This is a genomic window from Exiguobacterium sp. s133, from assembly GCF_018618595.1.
Classification (GTDB): Bacteria; Bacillota; Bacilli; order Exiguobacteriales; family Exiguobacteriaceae; genus Exiguobacterium_A; species Exiguobacterium_A oxidotolerans.
Genome location: NZ_JACSMK010000002.1, coordinates 279,772 through 294,699, shown reverse-complemented (window position 1 = coordinate 294,699; position 14,928 = coordinate 279,772). Strand labels below are relative to the sequence as shown.

16 protein-coding genes are annotated in these 14,928 nt (G+C 44.4%); 8 read left to right on the top strand and 8 right to left on the bottom strand.

Annotation, left to right across the window (positions count from 1 at the left end; all coding sequences use genetic code 11):
• Positions 1 to 56 precede the first annotated feature (56 nt).
• The 3 genes from KNP96_RS04045 to KNP96_RS04035 are packed head-to-tail and all read right to left on the bottom strand — an operon-like array spanning position 57 to position 2,089.
• Positions 57 to 404: an iron-sulfur cluster biosynthesis family protein gene (locus KNP96_RS04045; RefSeq protein ID WP_088837850.1), complete on the bottom strand. Its 348-nt coding sequence runs from the start codon at positions 402 to 404 to the stop codon at positions 57 to 59.
• A 51-nt stretch (positions 405 to 455) separates the two neighbouring features.
• Positions 456 to 1,184 carry a tryptophan-rich sensory protein gene (locus KNP96_RS04040; protein WP_214768903.1) on the bottom strand — a complete coding sequence of 243 codons (729 nt, stop codon included), beginning with the start codon at positions 1,182 to 1,184 and terminating at the stop codon, positions 456 to 458.
• Between the two features lie 59 nt (positions 1,185 to 1,243).
• Entirely contained in the window at positions 1,244 to 2,089 is an 846-nt protein-coding gene (locus tag KNP96_RS04035) for a DegV family protein (RefSeq protein ID WP_214768901.1), read from the bottom strand.
• 192 nt (positions 2,090 to 2,281) lie between these two features.
• On the opposite strand from KNP96_RS04035, the gene KNP96_RS04030 reads away from it, so the two are divergent.
• The 6 genes from KNP96_RS04030 (at position 2,282) to KNP96_RS04005 (ending at position 7,256) form a co-directional block, all read left to right on the top strand.
• Positions 2,282 to 2,827 carry a helix-turn-helix domain-containing protein gene (locus KNP96_RS04030; RefSeq protein ID WP_088837847.1) on the top strand — a complete coding sequence of 182 codons (546 nt, stop codon included), beginning with the start codon at positions 2,282 to 2,284 and terminating at the stop codon, positions 2,825 to 2,827.
• Positions 2,828 to 2,839: 12 nt separating this feature from the next.
• Complete coding sequence (locus tag KNP96_RS04025; RefSeq protein ID WP_088837846.1) at positions 2,840 to 3,934, top strand: ABC transporter ATP-binding protein; 1,095 nt, start codon at positions 2,840 to 2,842, stop codon at positions 3,932 to 3,934.
• A complete protein-coding gene (locus tag KNP96_RS04020) occupies positions 3,931 to 4,740 on the top strand; it encodes an ABC transporter permease (protein ID WP_204251404.1) in 810 nt (269 codons plus the stop codon). Before KNP96_RS04025 ends, KNP96_RS04020 begins: the two co-directional genes overlap by 4 nt.
• On the top strand, positions 4,737 to 5,540 hold the full coding sequence (locus tag KNP96_RS04015) for an ABC transporter permease (RefSeq protein WP_088837844.1): 804 nt from the start codon (positions 4,737 to 4,739) through the stop codon (positions 5,538 to 5,540). Before KNP96_RS04020 ends, KNP96_RS04015 begins: the two co-directional genes overlap by 4 nt.
• Positions 5,541 to 5,555: 15 nt before the next feature.
• Positions 5,556 to 6,617: an ABC transporter substrate-binding protein gene (locus tag KNP96_RS04010; RefSeq protein ID WP_483297864.1), complete on the top strand. Its 1,062-nt coding sequence runs from the start codon at positions 5,556 to 5,558 to the stop codon at positions 6,615 to 6,617.
• 129 nt (positions 6,618 to 6,746) lie between these two features.
• Complete coding sequence (locus KNP96_RS04005) at positions 6,747 to 7,256, top strand: hypothetical protein (protein ID WP_029331533.1); 510 nt, start codon at positions 6,747 to 6,749, stop codon at positions 7,254 to 7,256.
• A 33-nt stretch (positions 7,257 to 7,289) separates the two neighbouring features.
• Here the strand turns inward: KNP96_RS04005 and KNP96_RS04000 are convergent, their stop codons facing one another.
• Positions 7,290 to 7,898 (bottom strand): YktB family protein, encoded by a 609-nt coding sequence (locus KNP96_RS04000; RefSeq protein ID WP_214768895.1) that lies wholly within the window; start codon positions 7,896 to 7,898, stop codon positions 7,290 to 7,292.
• A gap of 123 nt (positions 7,899 to 8,021) precedes the next feature.
• Between KNP96_RS04000 and KNP96_RS16900 the strand changes: the two genes are divergently transcribed.
• Positions 8,022 to 9,716, top strand: a complete 1,695-nt coding sequence (locus tag KNP96_RS16900) for a GGDEF domain-containing protein (protein ID WP_214768894.1) — start codon at positions 8,022 to 8,024, stop codon at positions 9,714 to 9,716.
• A 207-nt stretch (positions 9,717 to 9,923) separates the two neighbouring features.
• On the opposite strand, the gene KNP96_RS03990 is transcribed toward KNP96_RS16900, so the two are convergent.
• The 4 genes from KNP96_RS03990 to KNP96_RS03975 all read right to left on the bottom strand — a co-directional run bounded on the left by KNP96_RS03990 (position 9,924) and on the right by KNP96_RS03975 (position 14,461).
• A complete protein-coding gene (locus KNP96_RS03990) occupies positions 9,924 to 10,574 on the bottom strand; it encodes a homing endonuclease associated repeat-containing protein (protein ID WP_088837840.1) in 651 nt (216 codons plus the stop codon).
• A 278-nt stretch (positions 10,575 to 10,852) separates the two neighbouring features.
• Entirely contained in the window at positions 10,853 to 12,502 is a 1,650-nt protein-coding gene (locus tag KNP96_RS03985) for a peptide ABC transporter substrate-binding protein (RefSeq protein WP_214768893.1), read from the bottom strand.
• Positions 12,503 to 13,154: 652 nt separating this feature from the next.
• Positions 13,155 to 13,604 carry a thioredoxin-dependent thiol peroxidase gene (gene bcp, locus KNP96_RS03980; RefSeq protein WP_088837838.1) on the bottom strand — a complete coding sequence of 150 codons (450 nt, stop codon included), beginning with the start codon at positions 13,602 to 13,604 and terminating at the stop codon, positions 13,155 to 13,157.
• A gap of 14 nt (positions 13,605 to 13,618) precedes the next feature.
• Entirely contained in the window at positions 13,619 to 14,461 is an 843-nt protein-coding gene (locus KNP96_RS03975; protein ID WP_214768892.1) for a hypothetical protein, read from the bottom strand.
• 126 nt (positions 14,462 to 14,587) lie between these two features.
• Here KNP96_RS03975 and KNP96_RS03970 point away from each other — a divergent pair, with 126 nt between their 5' ends.
• Positions 14,588 to 14,875, top strand: a complete 288-nt coding sequence (locus tag KNP96_RS03970; RefSeq protein ID WP_088837836.1) for a HesB/YadR/YfhF family protein — start codon at positions 14,588 to 14,590, stop codon at positions 14,873 to 14,875.
• Positions 14,876 to 14,928: the final 53 nt, after the last annotated feature.

Here is a 14,928-nt window from a genome sequence, read left to right as displayed (position 1 = left end):
GTCTGTCCAACTATTACAAAAGGCAGCTTCCACAAGGGAGGCTGCCTTTTTTGTACTTACCGATTCGGTGTCAACTGACAGCCGGTATGATCGGTCACAAGAACATTCGTATTGAAGTATTGTCCGTCGCTTTTTAAAATCAGTGATTTTGATTCTTCTTTATAATCGAGTGTCATGTCTTGATCGAGAAAGTGACTCGACCAACGTTTGACGAGGACGGGACCGACATTTGAATCAATCGTCATATCTTCGTCAGTCGCCGACTCGACGAAACGGATACTGAAGATACCGGAGTTTCCACAACCGCATCCTTCTGTGTCGTAATAAAGATGAAGCTGTCCTTTGATGTCACCGCGCAATTGTTCAATCCGGTCAAGTGCGGGACGTGTAAATGTGATGTTCATGACAATCACTCCTTTGTCTCCAGTATACGCGTGTTTCAAACAGAAATAACGTTACTTGCTCACATGGATTTGCCGACGCATCCGGACGAGTAAGAAGACGTATCCTGCAAGAAGGACGACGACGCTACCGAGGACGACCGTATCAACGAGACCGTCATCTGATTTAAAGTTGATCGCGATATAGGCCCAAACGAAGACGAGCGGATAAATCGGATCGCGGTTCGCAAACATAAAGATGAGTGCGACAATGACACCTACCGGAAGCATGATCATCGTCCAACCGGCGTCACCGATGCCGAGCAACTTCGTGATGCCTTGCGTCTGCATGACGATGAAGACGTTAACGATTGTCGCGACCGAGACCCAGCCGATGTAAAGGGAGAACGGGACTTTAAAACGAAGGGCTTTTGTTTCGCGATCGACCTTCGAGTAGATGACCATCAAAGAAGCGAGTAGACCAATCATGACGGCGAGCGTCAATGGGAAAAGTTTGTAAGCGAATGTGACGATCCAAGCGGCATTAAAGAGACAACTAATCAAAAACCAAGGACCGATTTTTTTTGCGATTTCATGTTCTTTGAATTTCGGGATGGTCTGTAAAATTAACCAAACAAGTAAAACACCATAAATGAGTCCCCAAATCGAGAACGCGTACCCGGCAGGTTTGAACAACGTCGGAATCGTGTCGGAAATACGACCGGTTTTCCCACCGTCGAGTGCGTTAACTGTTACAGCAAAGATGAAACCAAGCCAGTTCAACCAAATCCATTTATTTTTCAATAGAAAAACCTCCTTTAATCTCTAAAGAAGGTTTACCCTGAATCTTTCAGTTTTAGACATTAGTGTCGGCTTGTCGGATTCAAGAATGACATGCCAATCGCCGGATTCCCGGTGTGTGAGCCGAGGACAGGCGTAAGATCGTCAATACGAATCGAGACATTGAAGCGCGCCTCAAGTTTTACCTTCCATTCCCGTGCTAAGTCGTACGCTGTGGCATGAAACAGTGAAATATCCGTTACGTCACCACGTTCAAGGATTTCGACGAGATGATCATAAATTTTGGAGTGTGCTTTCTTGAAGGTCCGAACCGTCTGGTAAGGAACGATTTTGCCCTCCTCGAAGTGGAAGAGCGGGCGTAATTGAAGTAAATTACCGACGAAAGCTTTCGTTGATGAAATGCGACCGCCAGCTTGCAACTGTTTTAAGTTTTCGACGGTAAATTCGATGTGATGATCGAACCGTCGTTTTAAAATCATCTGTTCGATTTGTTCAATCGCAACTCCTTGTTCTGCTAACTGGATCGCTTCCGCAAGTAATTGTCCTGCTGGATAGATACCGCAACGGGAATCAATCGCAATCAGACGAAAACCAGCAATTTCTGCTCCTTGAATGGAAGTATTATACGTACCGCTCAGTTCGCTTGATAAATGAACGGCAAATCCGAAGTCATAGTCTGCTTTTAGTTTTTCATAGTGTTTTGTAAAAGTCCCAATCGAAGGTTGGCTTGTCGTGACCTTATGACCGGCATCGATCCAGCTATAGACAGTCTCAGCATTGACATCGACACCGTCGATAAAACTTTCACCATCCTTCATGACAAGTAACGGGACGATCGTTAAGTCTTGATGGTCGACGATTGAGTTTGGCACAATCGTCGTACTGTCTGTAATCCAAGCAATGCGCATCGTGAATTCCTCCTCGTTTTAGTACCTGATATTAATTGTAGGTGTAAGCTCTATCAGTGTCAAACTCTCCTGAAAAAAGTGAGTAATTTCCCTTGCTAAAAAAAGTCAGTACGCTATAATCGGTACGTGATTAGTAAACTTTCAGTCGTCTTATACTAAACTCAGGAACAGTATGGGAGAGGAGGGCGTAAAGTGCGTACGATTGGTAATAAAATTAAAAACCTGCGTCTTCAAAAAGGATTGACACAAGAAGAGCTCGGGGAAAGAACCGATTTAAGTAAAGGATATATTTCGCAAATCGAGCGAGAGATCAGCTCTCCCTCGATCGAGACATTATTTAGCCTCCTTGAAGTATTAGGCATCTCAGCAAGAGACTTTTTCGATGAGGAGGCGCTGAATCAGAAAGTCGTTTATACACGAGACGATGTCACGAGTTATGCCGATGAGGAACGAGGGTACCACGTCACCTGGTTGATTCCGGAGTCGAATGAAAAAGAAATGGAGCCGGTCCTGTTGACGCTTGCTGCGAACAGTTCATTTAAAGCTTATGAACCGTCCGGATCGGAAACATTCGTTTATGTCCTCAAGGGTAACGTGACACTCGCACTCGGTCGACAAATATTCCGGGCGAAACAAGGTGAGACGTTCTACTATAAAGCGTCAGAAATCCATCAACTACGAAACGAGTCAGCGACGGAGGCGAAACTTCTCGTCACAGCAACCGACTCGTATCTTTAAGGAGGAACTAAAGTGACAACGAATACGATCATTCAATTCAAAGAAGTATCAAAACAGTTTGACGACCAAACCGTCCTCGACGGTGTCAGCTTCGAAATCGAGCGGGGGAAGTTCTACACATTGCTCGGGCCATCCGGTTGCGGTAAAACGACAGTACTGCGCTTAATTGCCGGTTTTACGGAAGCGACAGCGGGTGAAATCATCTTCAACGGAAAACGGATTAACGATGTTCCGGCGAACAAACGTCAAGTCAATACGGTTTTCCAGGATTATGCCTTGTTCCCGCACTTAAACGTCTTCGAGAACATCGCCTTCGGCCTCCGAATCAAAAAGGTCAAAGAAGCAGACATTAAGCAACGTGTCCTTGATGCGTTGAAGTTCGTTAACTTATCGGGCTATGAAAAACGGGAAATCACAGAGATGTCGGGTGGACAACGTCAACGTGTCGCGATTGCCCGGGCAATCGTTAATGAACCGGAAGTGATTTTACTGGACGAACCCTTGTCAGCACTCGATTTGAAGTTGCGGACGGAGATGCAATACGAGCTGCGCGACTTACAGCGTCGTCTTGGGATTACGTTCATCTTCGTCACGCATGATCAAGAAGAAGCGCTTGCGATGTCGGATGAAATTTTTGTCTTAAATCATGGTTCAATCCAACAATCGGGGACACCGACCGACATTTATGATGAACCGATCAACCGCTTCGTCGCCGACTTCATCGGTGAATCGAACATCATTCCGGGACGGATGTTAAACGACTACCTCGTTTCGTTCGCTGAAAAAGAATTTGAATGTGTCGACCGGGGACTTGAATTGAATGAGCCAGTCGAAATCGTCATCCGTCCGGAAGACTTAGAAATCACGAATGTCGCCCAAGGGAAGTTACAGGTGACGGTCGATTCACAACTCTTCCGCGGCGTCCATTATGAAATCGCCTGTATCGATGAAGTCGGAAATGAGTGGCTCGTCCATAGCACGAAAAAAGCGACAGTCGGTGAGCATATCGGTCTGACATTTGATCCGGAAGCGATTCATGTCATGCGTCTGAATGAGACGGAAGAGGACTTTGATAAACGGCTTGAATCGTACGATGGGGTGTTATGATGCAAAAAACACGTAACTGGTACCTGATTCCCTATACATTTTGGATTGCCTTGTTCGTCATCGCACCAATCGTGCTTGTCATCTATTATTCGTTCCTTGATTTAGATGGAAACTTCTCGTTCGTCAACTATCAGAATTTCTTTACCTCGACGTATTTGACGATGACGCTCAGTTCATTTTGGTATGCTTTTTTAATCACGTTGTTTTCGCTTGCGATCGGTTATCCGACGGCCTATTTATTGACGAAAACGAAGCATAAACAACTTTGGTTGCTCTTGATCATCTTGCCGACCTGGATCAACCTGTTGCTGAAAGCCTATGCTTTCATCGGATTGTTCAGTACGTATGGGCTTGCGAACCAAACGCTTGAAGCGATTGGCATCGGGCGCAAACAAATCCTGTTCACGGACTTCAGCTTCGTGTTCGTGTCGGTCTACATCTTCATCCCGTTCATGATTTTGCCGATTTTTAATGCCATCGAAAAGTTAAGTCCGTCGCTCGTTTTTGCGGCACGTGACTTAGGGGCATCGAACTTTACGACATTTCGTCGTGTCGTCTTCCCGTTGACGATTGATGGTGTGAAGTCAGGCTGTCAACTTGTCTTCATCCCGGCGTTATCACTCTTCATGATTACCCGCCTGATTGCCGGGAACCGTGTCATCACGCTCGGTACAGCAATTGAACAACAATTTCTTGTCACCCAAAACTGGGGGATGGGTGCGACGATTGCCGTCTTCTTGATTATCGCGATGGCCATCATTCTCGCCTTGACGAGTACAAAACGGAAGAAAGGAGCGACGACATGATGAAACGGTTTAAACTGGCAAACCTATATTTGATTGGTGTCTTCATCGTCTTGTATGCTCCAATCTTCTATCTCGCATTCTATTCGTTCAACAGTGCAGATAACATGACGAATTTTGATTCCTTCACGTGGGATTGGTATAAGGAAGTCTTTCAAGATTCACGCCTCTTGATCATCGTCTTGAATACACTCGTCATCGCCTTGCTCTCAGCAGCAATCTCGACGATTGTCGGTGTGTTCGGTGCAATTGGAATTCAAGCAGTTCGGAAAAAGCGGATTGAAACGTCGCTCCTGACACTTAATAGTATTTTGATTGTCAGTCCGGATGTCATCATCGGAGCATCGTTCTTAATCTTCTTTACGATGCTTGGGATTCAACTTGGCTTTACATCCGTCTTACTGTCGCACATCGCGTTTTCTGTCCCGATCGTCGTCATCCTTGTCTTGCCGAAACTGCAAGAGATGAGCCCGACGCTCGTTGATGCGGCACGTGATTTAGGGGCAAGTCGTTTGGACGTCCTGACGAAAGTCATCTTGCCGTACATCACACCGGGGATCTTTGCCGGATTCTTTACGGCACTGACGTACTCACTTGATGATTTTGCCGTGACATTTTTCGTGACGGGGAATGGGTTTACGACCTTATCCGTTGAAATCTATTCATTGGCACGCCAAGGGATTTCGATGAAAATCAATGCCTTGTCGACCGTCATCTTCTTATTTACGTTCTTACTTGTCATCGGCTACTATTTCTTGAACCAACGTTCTGTAGCGAAGTTGTCACGACCGGAGGTGAAATGACCGTTGAAAAAATTAATCCAATTGTTCGTAACGATTTTTCTAATCTCGGGCGTCATCCTGTTTGCTTTGAACCGCTTAAACGCGACACAAGGCTATTCCGGGGGAAATGTCTTGAATATTTACAACTGGGGGGATTACATCGACCCGGACTTAATCGATCAGTTTGAAGAAGAGTCAGGAATTAAAGTCGTCTATCAGACATTCGACTCGAACGAAGCGATGTTGACGAAGATTGAGCAAGGAGGGACGACGTATGATATCGCCGTTCCTTCAGATTATGCGATTGCGAAGATGATTGAAGAAGATCTCGTCATCCCGATTGATCAATCGAAAATTCCGAATCTCAAGCATATCGATGATCGTTTCCTTGATTTGCCGTTCGACCCGGGCAATCAGTATTCAATCCCGTATTTTTGGGGGACGGTCGGCATCGTCTACAATCAAAAGCTTCTGGATGGAAAAGAACCAACGAGTTGGGAAGATTTATGGGACCCTGCCTTTAAAAATCAAATCTTATTAGCGGACGGAGCCCGTGAAGTGATGGGGATGAGTCTAAACAGTCTCGGTTATTCATTGAACGAAACGGACGAAGATAAGCTCCAGGAAGCAAAAGCGAACTTGATGGACTTGACGCCGAACGTCAAAGCGATCGTTGGAGATGAAATCAAGCTACTGCTCGCAAACGAAGAAGCTGGAATCGGGGTCGTCTGGTCCGGTGATGCCAATGAAATCATGAGTGAAAATGAAGACTTGAACTACGTCATCCCGTCAGAAGGATCGAACGTTTGGTTTGATAATGTCGTCATTCCAAAAACGGCGGAAAACGTCGAAGGGGCACATGCGTTCATCAACTTCATGTTGCGCCCGGACATCGCTGCGAAGAATACGGATTATGTCGGCTACTCGACACCGAACAAAGATGCTTTAAAACTCCTCGACGCAGAGGTACGGGAAGACGAACGGTTCTATCCGGATAAAGCTGTGACGGATACACTCGAAGTCTACAAAAACTTGGGGAAAAAGATGCTTGCCCATTACAATGAATTATTCTTAGAGTTTAAAATGCATAAAAAATAACAAAGGACTGGTATCCCACGGATACCAGCCTTTTTTAAAATATTTTTCTAAAAAATGTATGGAAGATGAGTATTTTTTGAGAAATGGGGGAATGAGTTATTTAACAAAGCATTTTTAGGAGGTAACACCATGAAACGAATCTTAGGACTTATCTTAACAGCAGCTCTTGCCGTCAGCGTCGTGTCAGGCACTTCATATAATCAATCAGCAGAAGCAACGAAACCAACGGATGTCAATTGGCTTCAACATATTAAGAAGAACGCCGGTTATGCTAAGTCACTCGACAAAAACGTTAAACTTAACCGAACGACACTCGCACAGGTACATAGTGCATATAAAGGTGAAAAGAATTCGAACTGGTGCCAAAGTGGTAATGGGCTTATGACACCCGATCGTTCCGTTCATTATTGTTCGACGTATGGAGTAAAGGACAGTAAAGCAAAAGTTTCAGCAATCGTATATGATCCGAAAATGGTCAAACGCACGATTTCTGTCAAGGAAGTAAAAAAAGCGTATCCAACTGCTAAACTTGATCCAATGTTCAACACGATGACCGTTTCAGCGAAAAAGGTCAACATTTATCTAAATTTAAATTCTGACCGTACACAAGTCATGTCAATTCTAGTAAAATATAACTAATGAGAAAAAGGATGACCTTATAGGCCATCCTTTTTATTTAACCTTTTTATAGACCGGCACGAGATGGTCGTAGGTATTTCGAATCAATTCAAGTAATGCATCATGGGACATTGTGCTGACTTTTTGGGCGGAAACATGCCGTCCGATTAAAAATTCAGCTTTTTTTACATCACGAAAACGAACTAATCCTTGTTCAAGGTTTGCATCAGTCACACGAACTGCTTCTTTTTTCATGTGATCGTAGGAAATGACGAAGTCCTCCGGTAAGTCCTGTAACAAATTTTGTTGCTCGAGAAGTTGTGTCGCGTATTGTTGTTTATTAGGAAGCTCGTAGATATAAGCGAGCCAAATGAACAAATGATCATCAAAGAGTCCGACTTGGAAATGCGGATGTTTTTTATAACCACGTTTGTTTGGAGAAAACGCCATCCACGTATCATTAGGCGGGTTTACCTTGCGTCTTGCATGTTGTGCGATGTGCACATACATATCCTCTGCGAGATTGACTGTCAAATCGGGTGAGACTTCAGCGCCAATCTGCCGGAAAACAGGTTGTATCCGTTCCCGGATCGCTTCCATCCGGTTTTCTAACCCTTCGATTTCAAACGTTTCGAAGGCTTCCTTTGTAAATTGAGTACTCATGTATTCATCACCTCTGTTTACATTGTAACAAATCCGTCTAGGAAAAAGAGCGTTTGAAGATTTTCTTAGGTGCAATGCAGTACACTTAAAAAAATAAAAATTTTTTAGGAAGGGGAACTCAACGTGCGTCGTTTTCAACAATACCTCCTTCGAAGCTGGGTCGTGTTCTTTATCGTCGTGATTGTCATTGATCTTATCGCGAGAGCAGACGGATACAGCCTCAGCATCGATTACTTTACATTCTTTTTGGTAGTAGCGTTATCGACGATTTTCGTCGTCGACCCGGTTCGTCGAAGACATATGAGTTTTACGTTCCACTTTGGATTTGTCCTGTATACCTTTTTAACATACGGATTGTTATCAGCGATTTGTGTCGGACAATTGACGATGCTGATTTACCAATTGCGTTCTTTTCATACGGCAATCGGACGACGGCGTATGCTGCACAATTATCCATTCAACGTCACGCTCGAACTCTTATTGATTTTGCCGGCAGGTTTAGCCTACAATGCGCTCGGTGGAACACACGGTCCGGATTTTTCACTCATCGGGAATATCGTACCGCTCGTGACGATGGTCGTCATCATGTGGGTCGTCCTCTTGTTCCAATATACATTGTCGAACTTCTTACTCGGAGAGAATATCCCGAGCAGCGTCATGATCCCGTTGCTACGTTTTGAAGCAGTCGTCATTACGGCAGAACTGTTATTTGGAGTTTTTAGTACCTTGATGGCCCAAAACAATGGAATCAGTGCATTGGTCATGACGGCATTTGCATTATTCATCATCAAACGTGCGCTCGGCAGTTCAGTTCATGCGAGTGACCGGATTGAACACTGGGAACAGATTGAGCGTCTAAAAGAAGCAGCGTGGCAGGACGGGGATTCCCAGTTCATCATCGAACGCTACTTAAAACAACTCAATCAATTCGTTAAACCTGACATCGCCTGGATAAAGTTTGATTTTGGAGAAGGAAAGACAGTCTATTATTCGCTGAAAGATGGACGGAAATTAAAAGCGGATCACGTCGAAGGAATCATCATCGAAGAATTGATTGAAAAAGAGGAAGTTCTCCTTTACGGCATGCAACAGGAGTGGGACATTCGCCTCTACGATTGTCTTCCTGAAGAAACACAATCGATTCTGTTCATCAAACCGGAAGCGACGGAAACCATCAATTGCTCGTTATTTTTAGCATCAGAAGCAAGTGGTGAATTCACGACAGATTTTGGTTATGAGCTGTATCGTGCATTGCGTGTGTTATCCTGGGCTGTTGAACGGGCCCAAGAACGACAACATCTTTTAATCGATAGCCGGACAGACGCCATGACAAAATTACCGAACTACCGTGCCTTGCAAGAGTGGGGCGATCGACGAATCAAGCAAAAGGATTTATATCCGTTCTCGGCATTAATGATTGACTTGGATCACTTTAAGCAAATCAATGATACCCATGGTCACGAAATCGGAGATGTTGTATTGTTCGAGGTCGCTAAACTCTTGATACAGGCGACACGCATCACAGACCTTGTCGCGCGGTACGGTGGGGAAGAGTTCGTCGTATTATTACCGAATACGGACATCGAATCGGCACGAATCGTTGCAGAGCGCATCCGTGAGACGCTACACGCCAATCCAATCGAAGTATCCGGTCATTCGTTAGAAATCACCGCAAGCATCGGAATCGATACGTTGAAAGAGTTAGGCGATCTTGCGAGCCTGATTCGAAATGCAGACCGTGCGATGTACGTAGGGGCTAAATTCCAGGGGCGTGACCGCGTTGCGTCATACCAAGAATGGAAAGAAAAAGTGATTTAATATAACGGTGCTGACTCATAAGTGTAGCCCAAACAATCTTTTTGACAGACGTTTTCGTCCTACATCAAATCAAGTGGCCGATGCTTCCATCTTTTCACGGAAGCATCGGCCACTACTATTAAACATGAAACAGACCAGTCGAGGTTTCGAATGGTCTGTTTAGCGTGTGAACTATAAAATAGGAAGAAAATGAATGCACTAGACTGATTATTGCGCTTGTTGGTTACTCATACGGATTTCACTCTCGATCGCATGAATAGCGGCTGACCATGAACCATAGCGATGGAGCAATGCTTTTGTAGAGGGTTTGTTGTTTCGCTTCGCCCACTCACGGTAAGCTTCAAAAGACAATGAGAATCCGACTTCTTCAATTGCTTGTCGAAGTGATGCCGCAAGCTCAGCTTTCGAATACGTGACGCTTGCTTCGAGTCCTGCTGCTGTACAGGCATCATGCCAAGAACCAAACATCTTCACAATATGATAGTGGCTCGGTGCATGGTGGACCGACTTCCGCCAAATTTGGTACTTCTTCAAGGTAATCGTCGAACCGACATCTTTCGCATACCGGTGGAAAGAATTCAGAATTTCATCTTTCGTATATTTCGGTGCCCGCTCCAGCTCTTCCGGTTGCTGATCGATATGCCATTCAAAACCTGCGGCAGATAAAGCTTCCGGCCACGAACCGAATTGACGGATGATGTTTTCAGGTAATGGCCAACCATGTATAACGGCATAGCGGCGGTAGATCGTCCGGCGTGGCCGGTCTTGAATCAGTTCGCCGACTGCACGGATGGCTTCAATCATCTCGATTTGTTCTTCTGTGAATGTTTGTTGACTCGTCAGTACACGTTGCTTCAAAGATGAGTCCTCCTTCCTAAATAATCGTAGTGTTGAGGCAAAAGTCCTCTATATAGAATGTATCGGCACTTTTTCATTAAATCTGAAGAATTACCGCGAATTATTGTAAAAAAAAGTGAATTTAGTTTCTTCTGCATAAGTATAAATGGAAGTAATACAAATGAAAACAGAATGTTACCACTTTTTAATCAATATTTAAAAAACAGTACATTCGCCCCATATGGAAAAAAAGACCAGACCCGCGTAAAGCGAGGCTGGCCTTTAGAGATCTTGTATGCTTATCTTCCTTCGATGTATGTCCATTTGAACGAAGTATCCGCTCCGACTTTGTGGTTGACGATTCCTTTAACGTAAGGTTTACGTAAGAGGGAAGCACCGCGTTGGTACATGACAGAGATTGCTTGATCGTCTTCGAGTAAGACTTTTTCAGCATCCTTCAGTGACTGCCAGCGTGTTTCGGCATTCGCGTCTTTCATTGCAGATTTGATGAGTGAATCGTACTTTTCGCTTGAGTACTTACCACGGTTGTACGGTCCACCAGTCATCCACATATCGAGGAACGTCATTGGATCCTGGTAGTCAGGTCCCCAACCAGCGAATGAAAGTTCGAATTCACCTTTCGATTCAAGATCTAATTTGTTTTTGAATGGCTGCTGCTTGATTGTTACTTCAAGACCAGGAAGGTTTTTCTCCCATTCACCTTTGAGGTATTCAGAGATTTTTTTCGAGTTGTCATCATCATATGAGAGAAGCTCGAGTTTAACTTTGTCTTTGCCTTCTGCTTTTAGACCTTTCTCGAATGATGCTTTTGCAGATGAAGCATCGAATGAACCGAAGCCTTCGTTGCCGTCGCGGAAGTCTTTTCCGTCCGGACCATTTGCGAATTCTTGCGGGACATAGTAGTATGCCGGGATTGAACCGTTGTTTAAGAGGACTTTCGCCATTTGTTCTTTGTCATATCCTGAGTCGATCGCTTTACGGATATCTTTATTTTTGAGCAATTCGTTTTTGAAGTTCATTTGGATATAGTACATTGATGCATCGAGACGTGTTTGGAAATCTTCATCATCTTTATATTGATCGACGAATTCGCTTGTCAAACCGACTGTATCGATGTCGCCTTTTTCGTACAGGTTGACAGCCGTTGAAACTTCTTTAACGACTTTGTAGTTAACTTCTTCAAGTTTAACTGCGTCAGCATCCCAATACTGATCGTTCTTTTTGTACGACCAACCGACTTCTGTTTTCCAGTCTGTTAGTTGGAATGGACCGTTGTAAAGGAAGTTTTCAGGATCTTTCGCGAAATCTTTACCTTTTTCTTCGACGAATTCCTGCTTAAGCGGCATGAATGAACCGAATCCAGTCAAGGCTTTGAAGTAGTCTGCAGGTTGTGTCAACTTAACTTCGAGTGTCTTGTCATCGACTGCTTTGACACCGACATCTTCCGCTTTCCCTTTACCAGTGTTGTAGCCTTCCGCTCCATCGATGACATACATGATATAAGCATATTGCGAACCGCTATCAGGGTCGAGGACACGTTTCCAAGCATATTCGAAGTCTTTTGCTGTGACATCGCTGCCGTCAGACCATTTTGAATCGCGTAATTTGAATGTGTATGTAAGTCCATCTTCCGAGACGTCAACATTTTCTGCAACACCTGGTGTTGGCTCTTGGTTTTCATCAAGACGGAAGAGACCTTCTTGAACGTTGTTTAAAACTGTGAAAGAAACAGAGTCTGTCGCGACTGTCGGGCTAAGTGCCGGGATGTCTGATCCGCTTGTTAAATTCAAGACTTGCTTGTCATCTGATTTTGCAGTGTCTGTCGAGCCGGATGTGTCTTTCGAGTCATCTGTTGATGAACAAGCTGCCAAGCTTGATCCTGCGATTGTTAGTGCACCAACGAGTGCGAGTGTTTTTTTCTTCTTCATAATGATAAGTTCCCTCCCAAGAATAAATATATATGATGATAAAATGAGTACCCGATAGTTAGAGCGATCCGGTGTCCTATGAAAAAAATAAGAGGGGTCATCGCCTTTTACTTTTGTTGAAGGAAAGCACCGGATCAACTTGTTTCTAATAATAAATACAATATTCAGAAAAATCAATAGAATATTTTCAGATTATTTCAAAAACATTAAAAATATGAGCAATACCAAGGTTTTTTATGTGAAAAAAATTTTTGAAAGGATAAAATTGGTAGCGATAAAATGATTGTAAAATTAAAAAACACGCTACATCCGTAACGTGGTCAGCGTGTAGACAAAGTGATATCGGAAGATGAAAGCGTCTTTTTTCGTTGCTTTCCTCGGGCGAGGCGCAAGCCGTTGCTCCTTGATCCTCACGACCAACGAGCAGGGTCTTGCCTGCCTCTGAACGTGCGTTAAAAACGCACTTTTTCCCGTAGGAGGTGACGCTTTTCAGGTAACATCGTGACGGAAAGCCGAGCATGCGGACGGTTTAGAGCGCAATCCGTCTCGAATCGCTTAGAACCGCGAACTTTGCCTCTCGTTATAGCATATTCACTCTTCATAAGAGTTTGTCTACATTGAAACAGGCTACATCAGTAGCGTGTTTTTCTTTTTAATCAAGTGATTTTACGTAGTTTAAGGCTTCAGAAACATGATCTTTAACTTTAACGCTCCGCCATTCTTGGATTAATTCACCCGCCTCATCAACTAAAAACGTTGAACGGACGATCCCGTAATATTCCTTACCGTAGTTCTTTTTGAGTTGCCAGACCCCATACTGTTCGCAGACCGTATGATCGACATCAGAGAGAAGCTGAAACGGAAGTTCATATTTTGAGATAAAGTTTTGATGCCGTTTTTGACTGTCAGCGGAGATGCCGAGAATGACGGTATTTTCAGCCGCGAAGGCGTCCGTCGCGTCACGGAAGTCACAGGCTTCCGTCGTACAACCCGGTGTCGAGTCCTTCGGATAGAAGTAGAGAATGACTTTCTTACCACGATAATCGGCGAGTGAAATGTCTTCGCCTGTAGCGTTCGGTAACGTAAATGTCGGTGCGTTCATAAAAGAGTCCTCCTTTAACCTAGTTCCATATTCAGTTGATCAGCGTACTTTCCGAGTTTCTTTTGTAAGCTTTCCTTTAATGGGTCAAGTGCAATTAAATATTTTTCGTAGTCTGTTCCGGCCTTCGCAGTTTTGAGTAATAGATCTTGTTCATCGACATACCAGTCCGCGTAATCGGAATAATAATCGACTAATACTTCGGGATTGCCTTCGTTGCCGAGTGCCATACCGTAAATCATTAAGATGTTACTGTTCATTTCGAGTGCCATATAGTCGGTTTGGGCATTGACGCGTGTGAACACTTTATCCTGTTCATCTTCCGGTGTGTTCCCGACGGCTTCTGCTGCTTTGGCATTGACGCCATATTCGTCTGCATTAAATGAATCAAACATCTCAGCGAGCGTCGTGAAGACGGCTGGTTCAAAGGTCGTTGGTGCGATGACAGCTTTCCATTCCCCATCTTTTTTCAGGAATAACTTCGACGCACGGTTTGGGAGCGGGGACCCGTCCGCATCATTGAACTCATGGATGATGTAGGCGACGTCGCCTTGTTGGAAGCTTTTAACGACCTTACCAGGCGTAACGTTCAGGTTTTTAGCACCAATCGCTGCTGCGCGTAACGGTTCATCTTCACCCGTGTACTCAATCTTAGCGAGTGCTTTCGCATCAGCTGATCCCGTTTTCCCTAACGTATCTTGATAGGCTTGATAGACATCAAGAACGGCTTGATCGGCTTGCGCGACTTGTTTCGTTTCCGTCGTCTTCGGGGATTCAGTATCTGTAGAGGAAGTGGAATCGTTCCCACATCCGACTAACAGAATGCTCGTTGATAGTAGAGCTGTGATTAATCGTTTCATATAGGACCTCCTAAATCAGAATCAACAGGAATGATGGAATGAAGTGTTTACTGTCTTCACCATACAGGATATTCGCTTTTTTGAGTAGGAAATAGGTACACTAGTCTAAAGGGGAGTGGATAAAACATGAAAATTCACGTAACGGATGAAGCATTACAATACTTTAAAGATGAGATGGAAGCGAAGGAAGGCGACACGATTCGCTTTTTCGCGAAATACGGCGGATCGACGGATTTGACACAAGGATTTTCGGTCGGTGTCCATATGGAAGAAGTCGAACGGGCAGCTGTTGAAGAAGTCGTGGACGGGATTCATTTCGTCGTCTCCGATCAAGATGAGTGGTTGTTCCAGGAGCAGGACGTCAAGGTCTCAATCCAAAACGAAGAGATCGTCTTTTCCCAAGCAACTGAATAATTCGAGCGAAACGTGAGCGGGAGAACGCAGCCTGCTCATTTTTTTTGACTAGA

What these genes read in the sequence shown, in the direction of transcription:
- KNP96_RS04015 (WP_088837844.1), top strand. Translation starts at nt 4,737, where the DNA reads ATGATGAAACGGTTTAAACTGGCAAACCTATATTTGATTGGTGTCTTC.
- bcp (WP_088837838.1), bottom strand. Translation starts at nt 13,604, where the DNA reads ATGAACGCACCGACATTTACGTTACCGAACGCTACAGGCGAAGACATT.
- KNP96_RS03975 (WP_214768892.1), bottom strand. Translation starts at nt 14,461, where the DNA reads ATGAAACGATTAATCACAGCTCTACTATCAACGAGCATTCTGTTAGTC.
- KNP96_RS03970 (WP_088837836.1), top strand. Translation starts at nt 14,588, where the DNA reads ATGAAAATTCACGTAACGGATGAAGCATTACAATACTTTAAAGATGAG.
- KNP96_RS04045 (WP_088837850.1), bottom strand. Translation starts at nt 404, where the DNA reads ATGAACATCACATTTACACGTCCCGCACTTGACCGGATTGAACAATTG.
- KNP96_RS03985 (WP_214768893.1), bottom strand. Translation starts at nt 12,502, where the DNA reads ATGAAGAAGAAAAAAACACTCGCACTCGTTGGTGCACTAACAATCGCA.
- KNP96_RS04035 (WP_214768901.1), bottom strand. Translation starts at nt 2,089, where the DNA reads ATGCGCATTGCTTGGATTACAGACAGTACGACGATTGTGCCAAACTCA.
- KNP96_RS04000 (WP_214768895.1), bottom strand. Translation starts at nt 7,898, where the DNA reads ATGAGTACTCAATTTACAAAGGAAGCCTTCGAAACGTTTGAAATCGAA.
- KNP96_RS04020 (WP_204251404.1), top strand. Translation starts at nt 3,931, where the DNA reads ATGATGCAAAAAACACGTAACTGGTACCTGATTCCCTATACATTTTGG.
- KNP96_RS04005 (WP_029331533.1), top strand. Translation starts at nt 6,747, where the DNA reads ATGAAACGAATCTTAGGACTTATCTTAACAGCAGCTCTTGCCGTCAGC.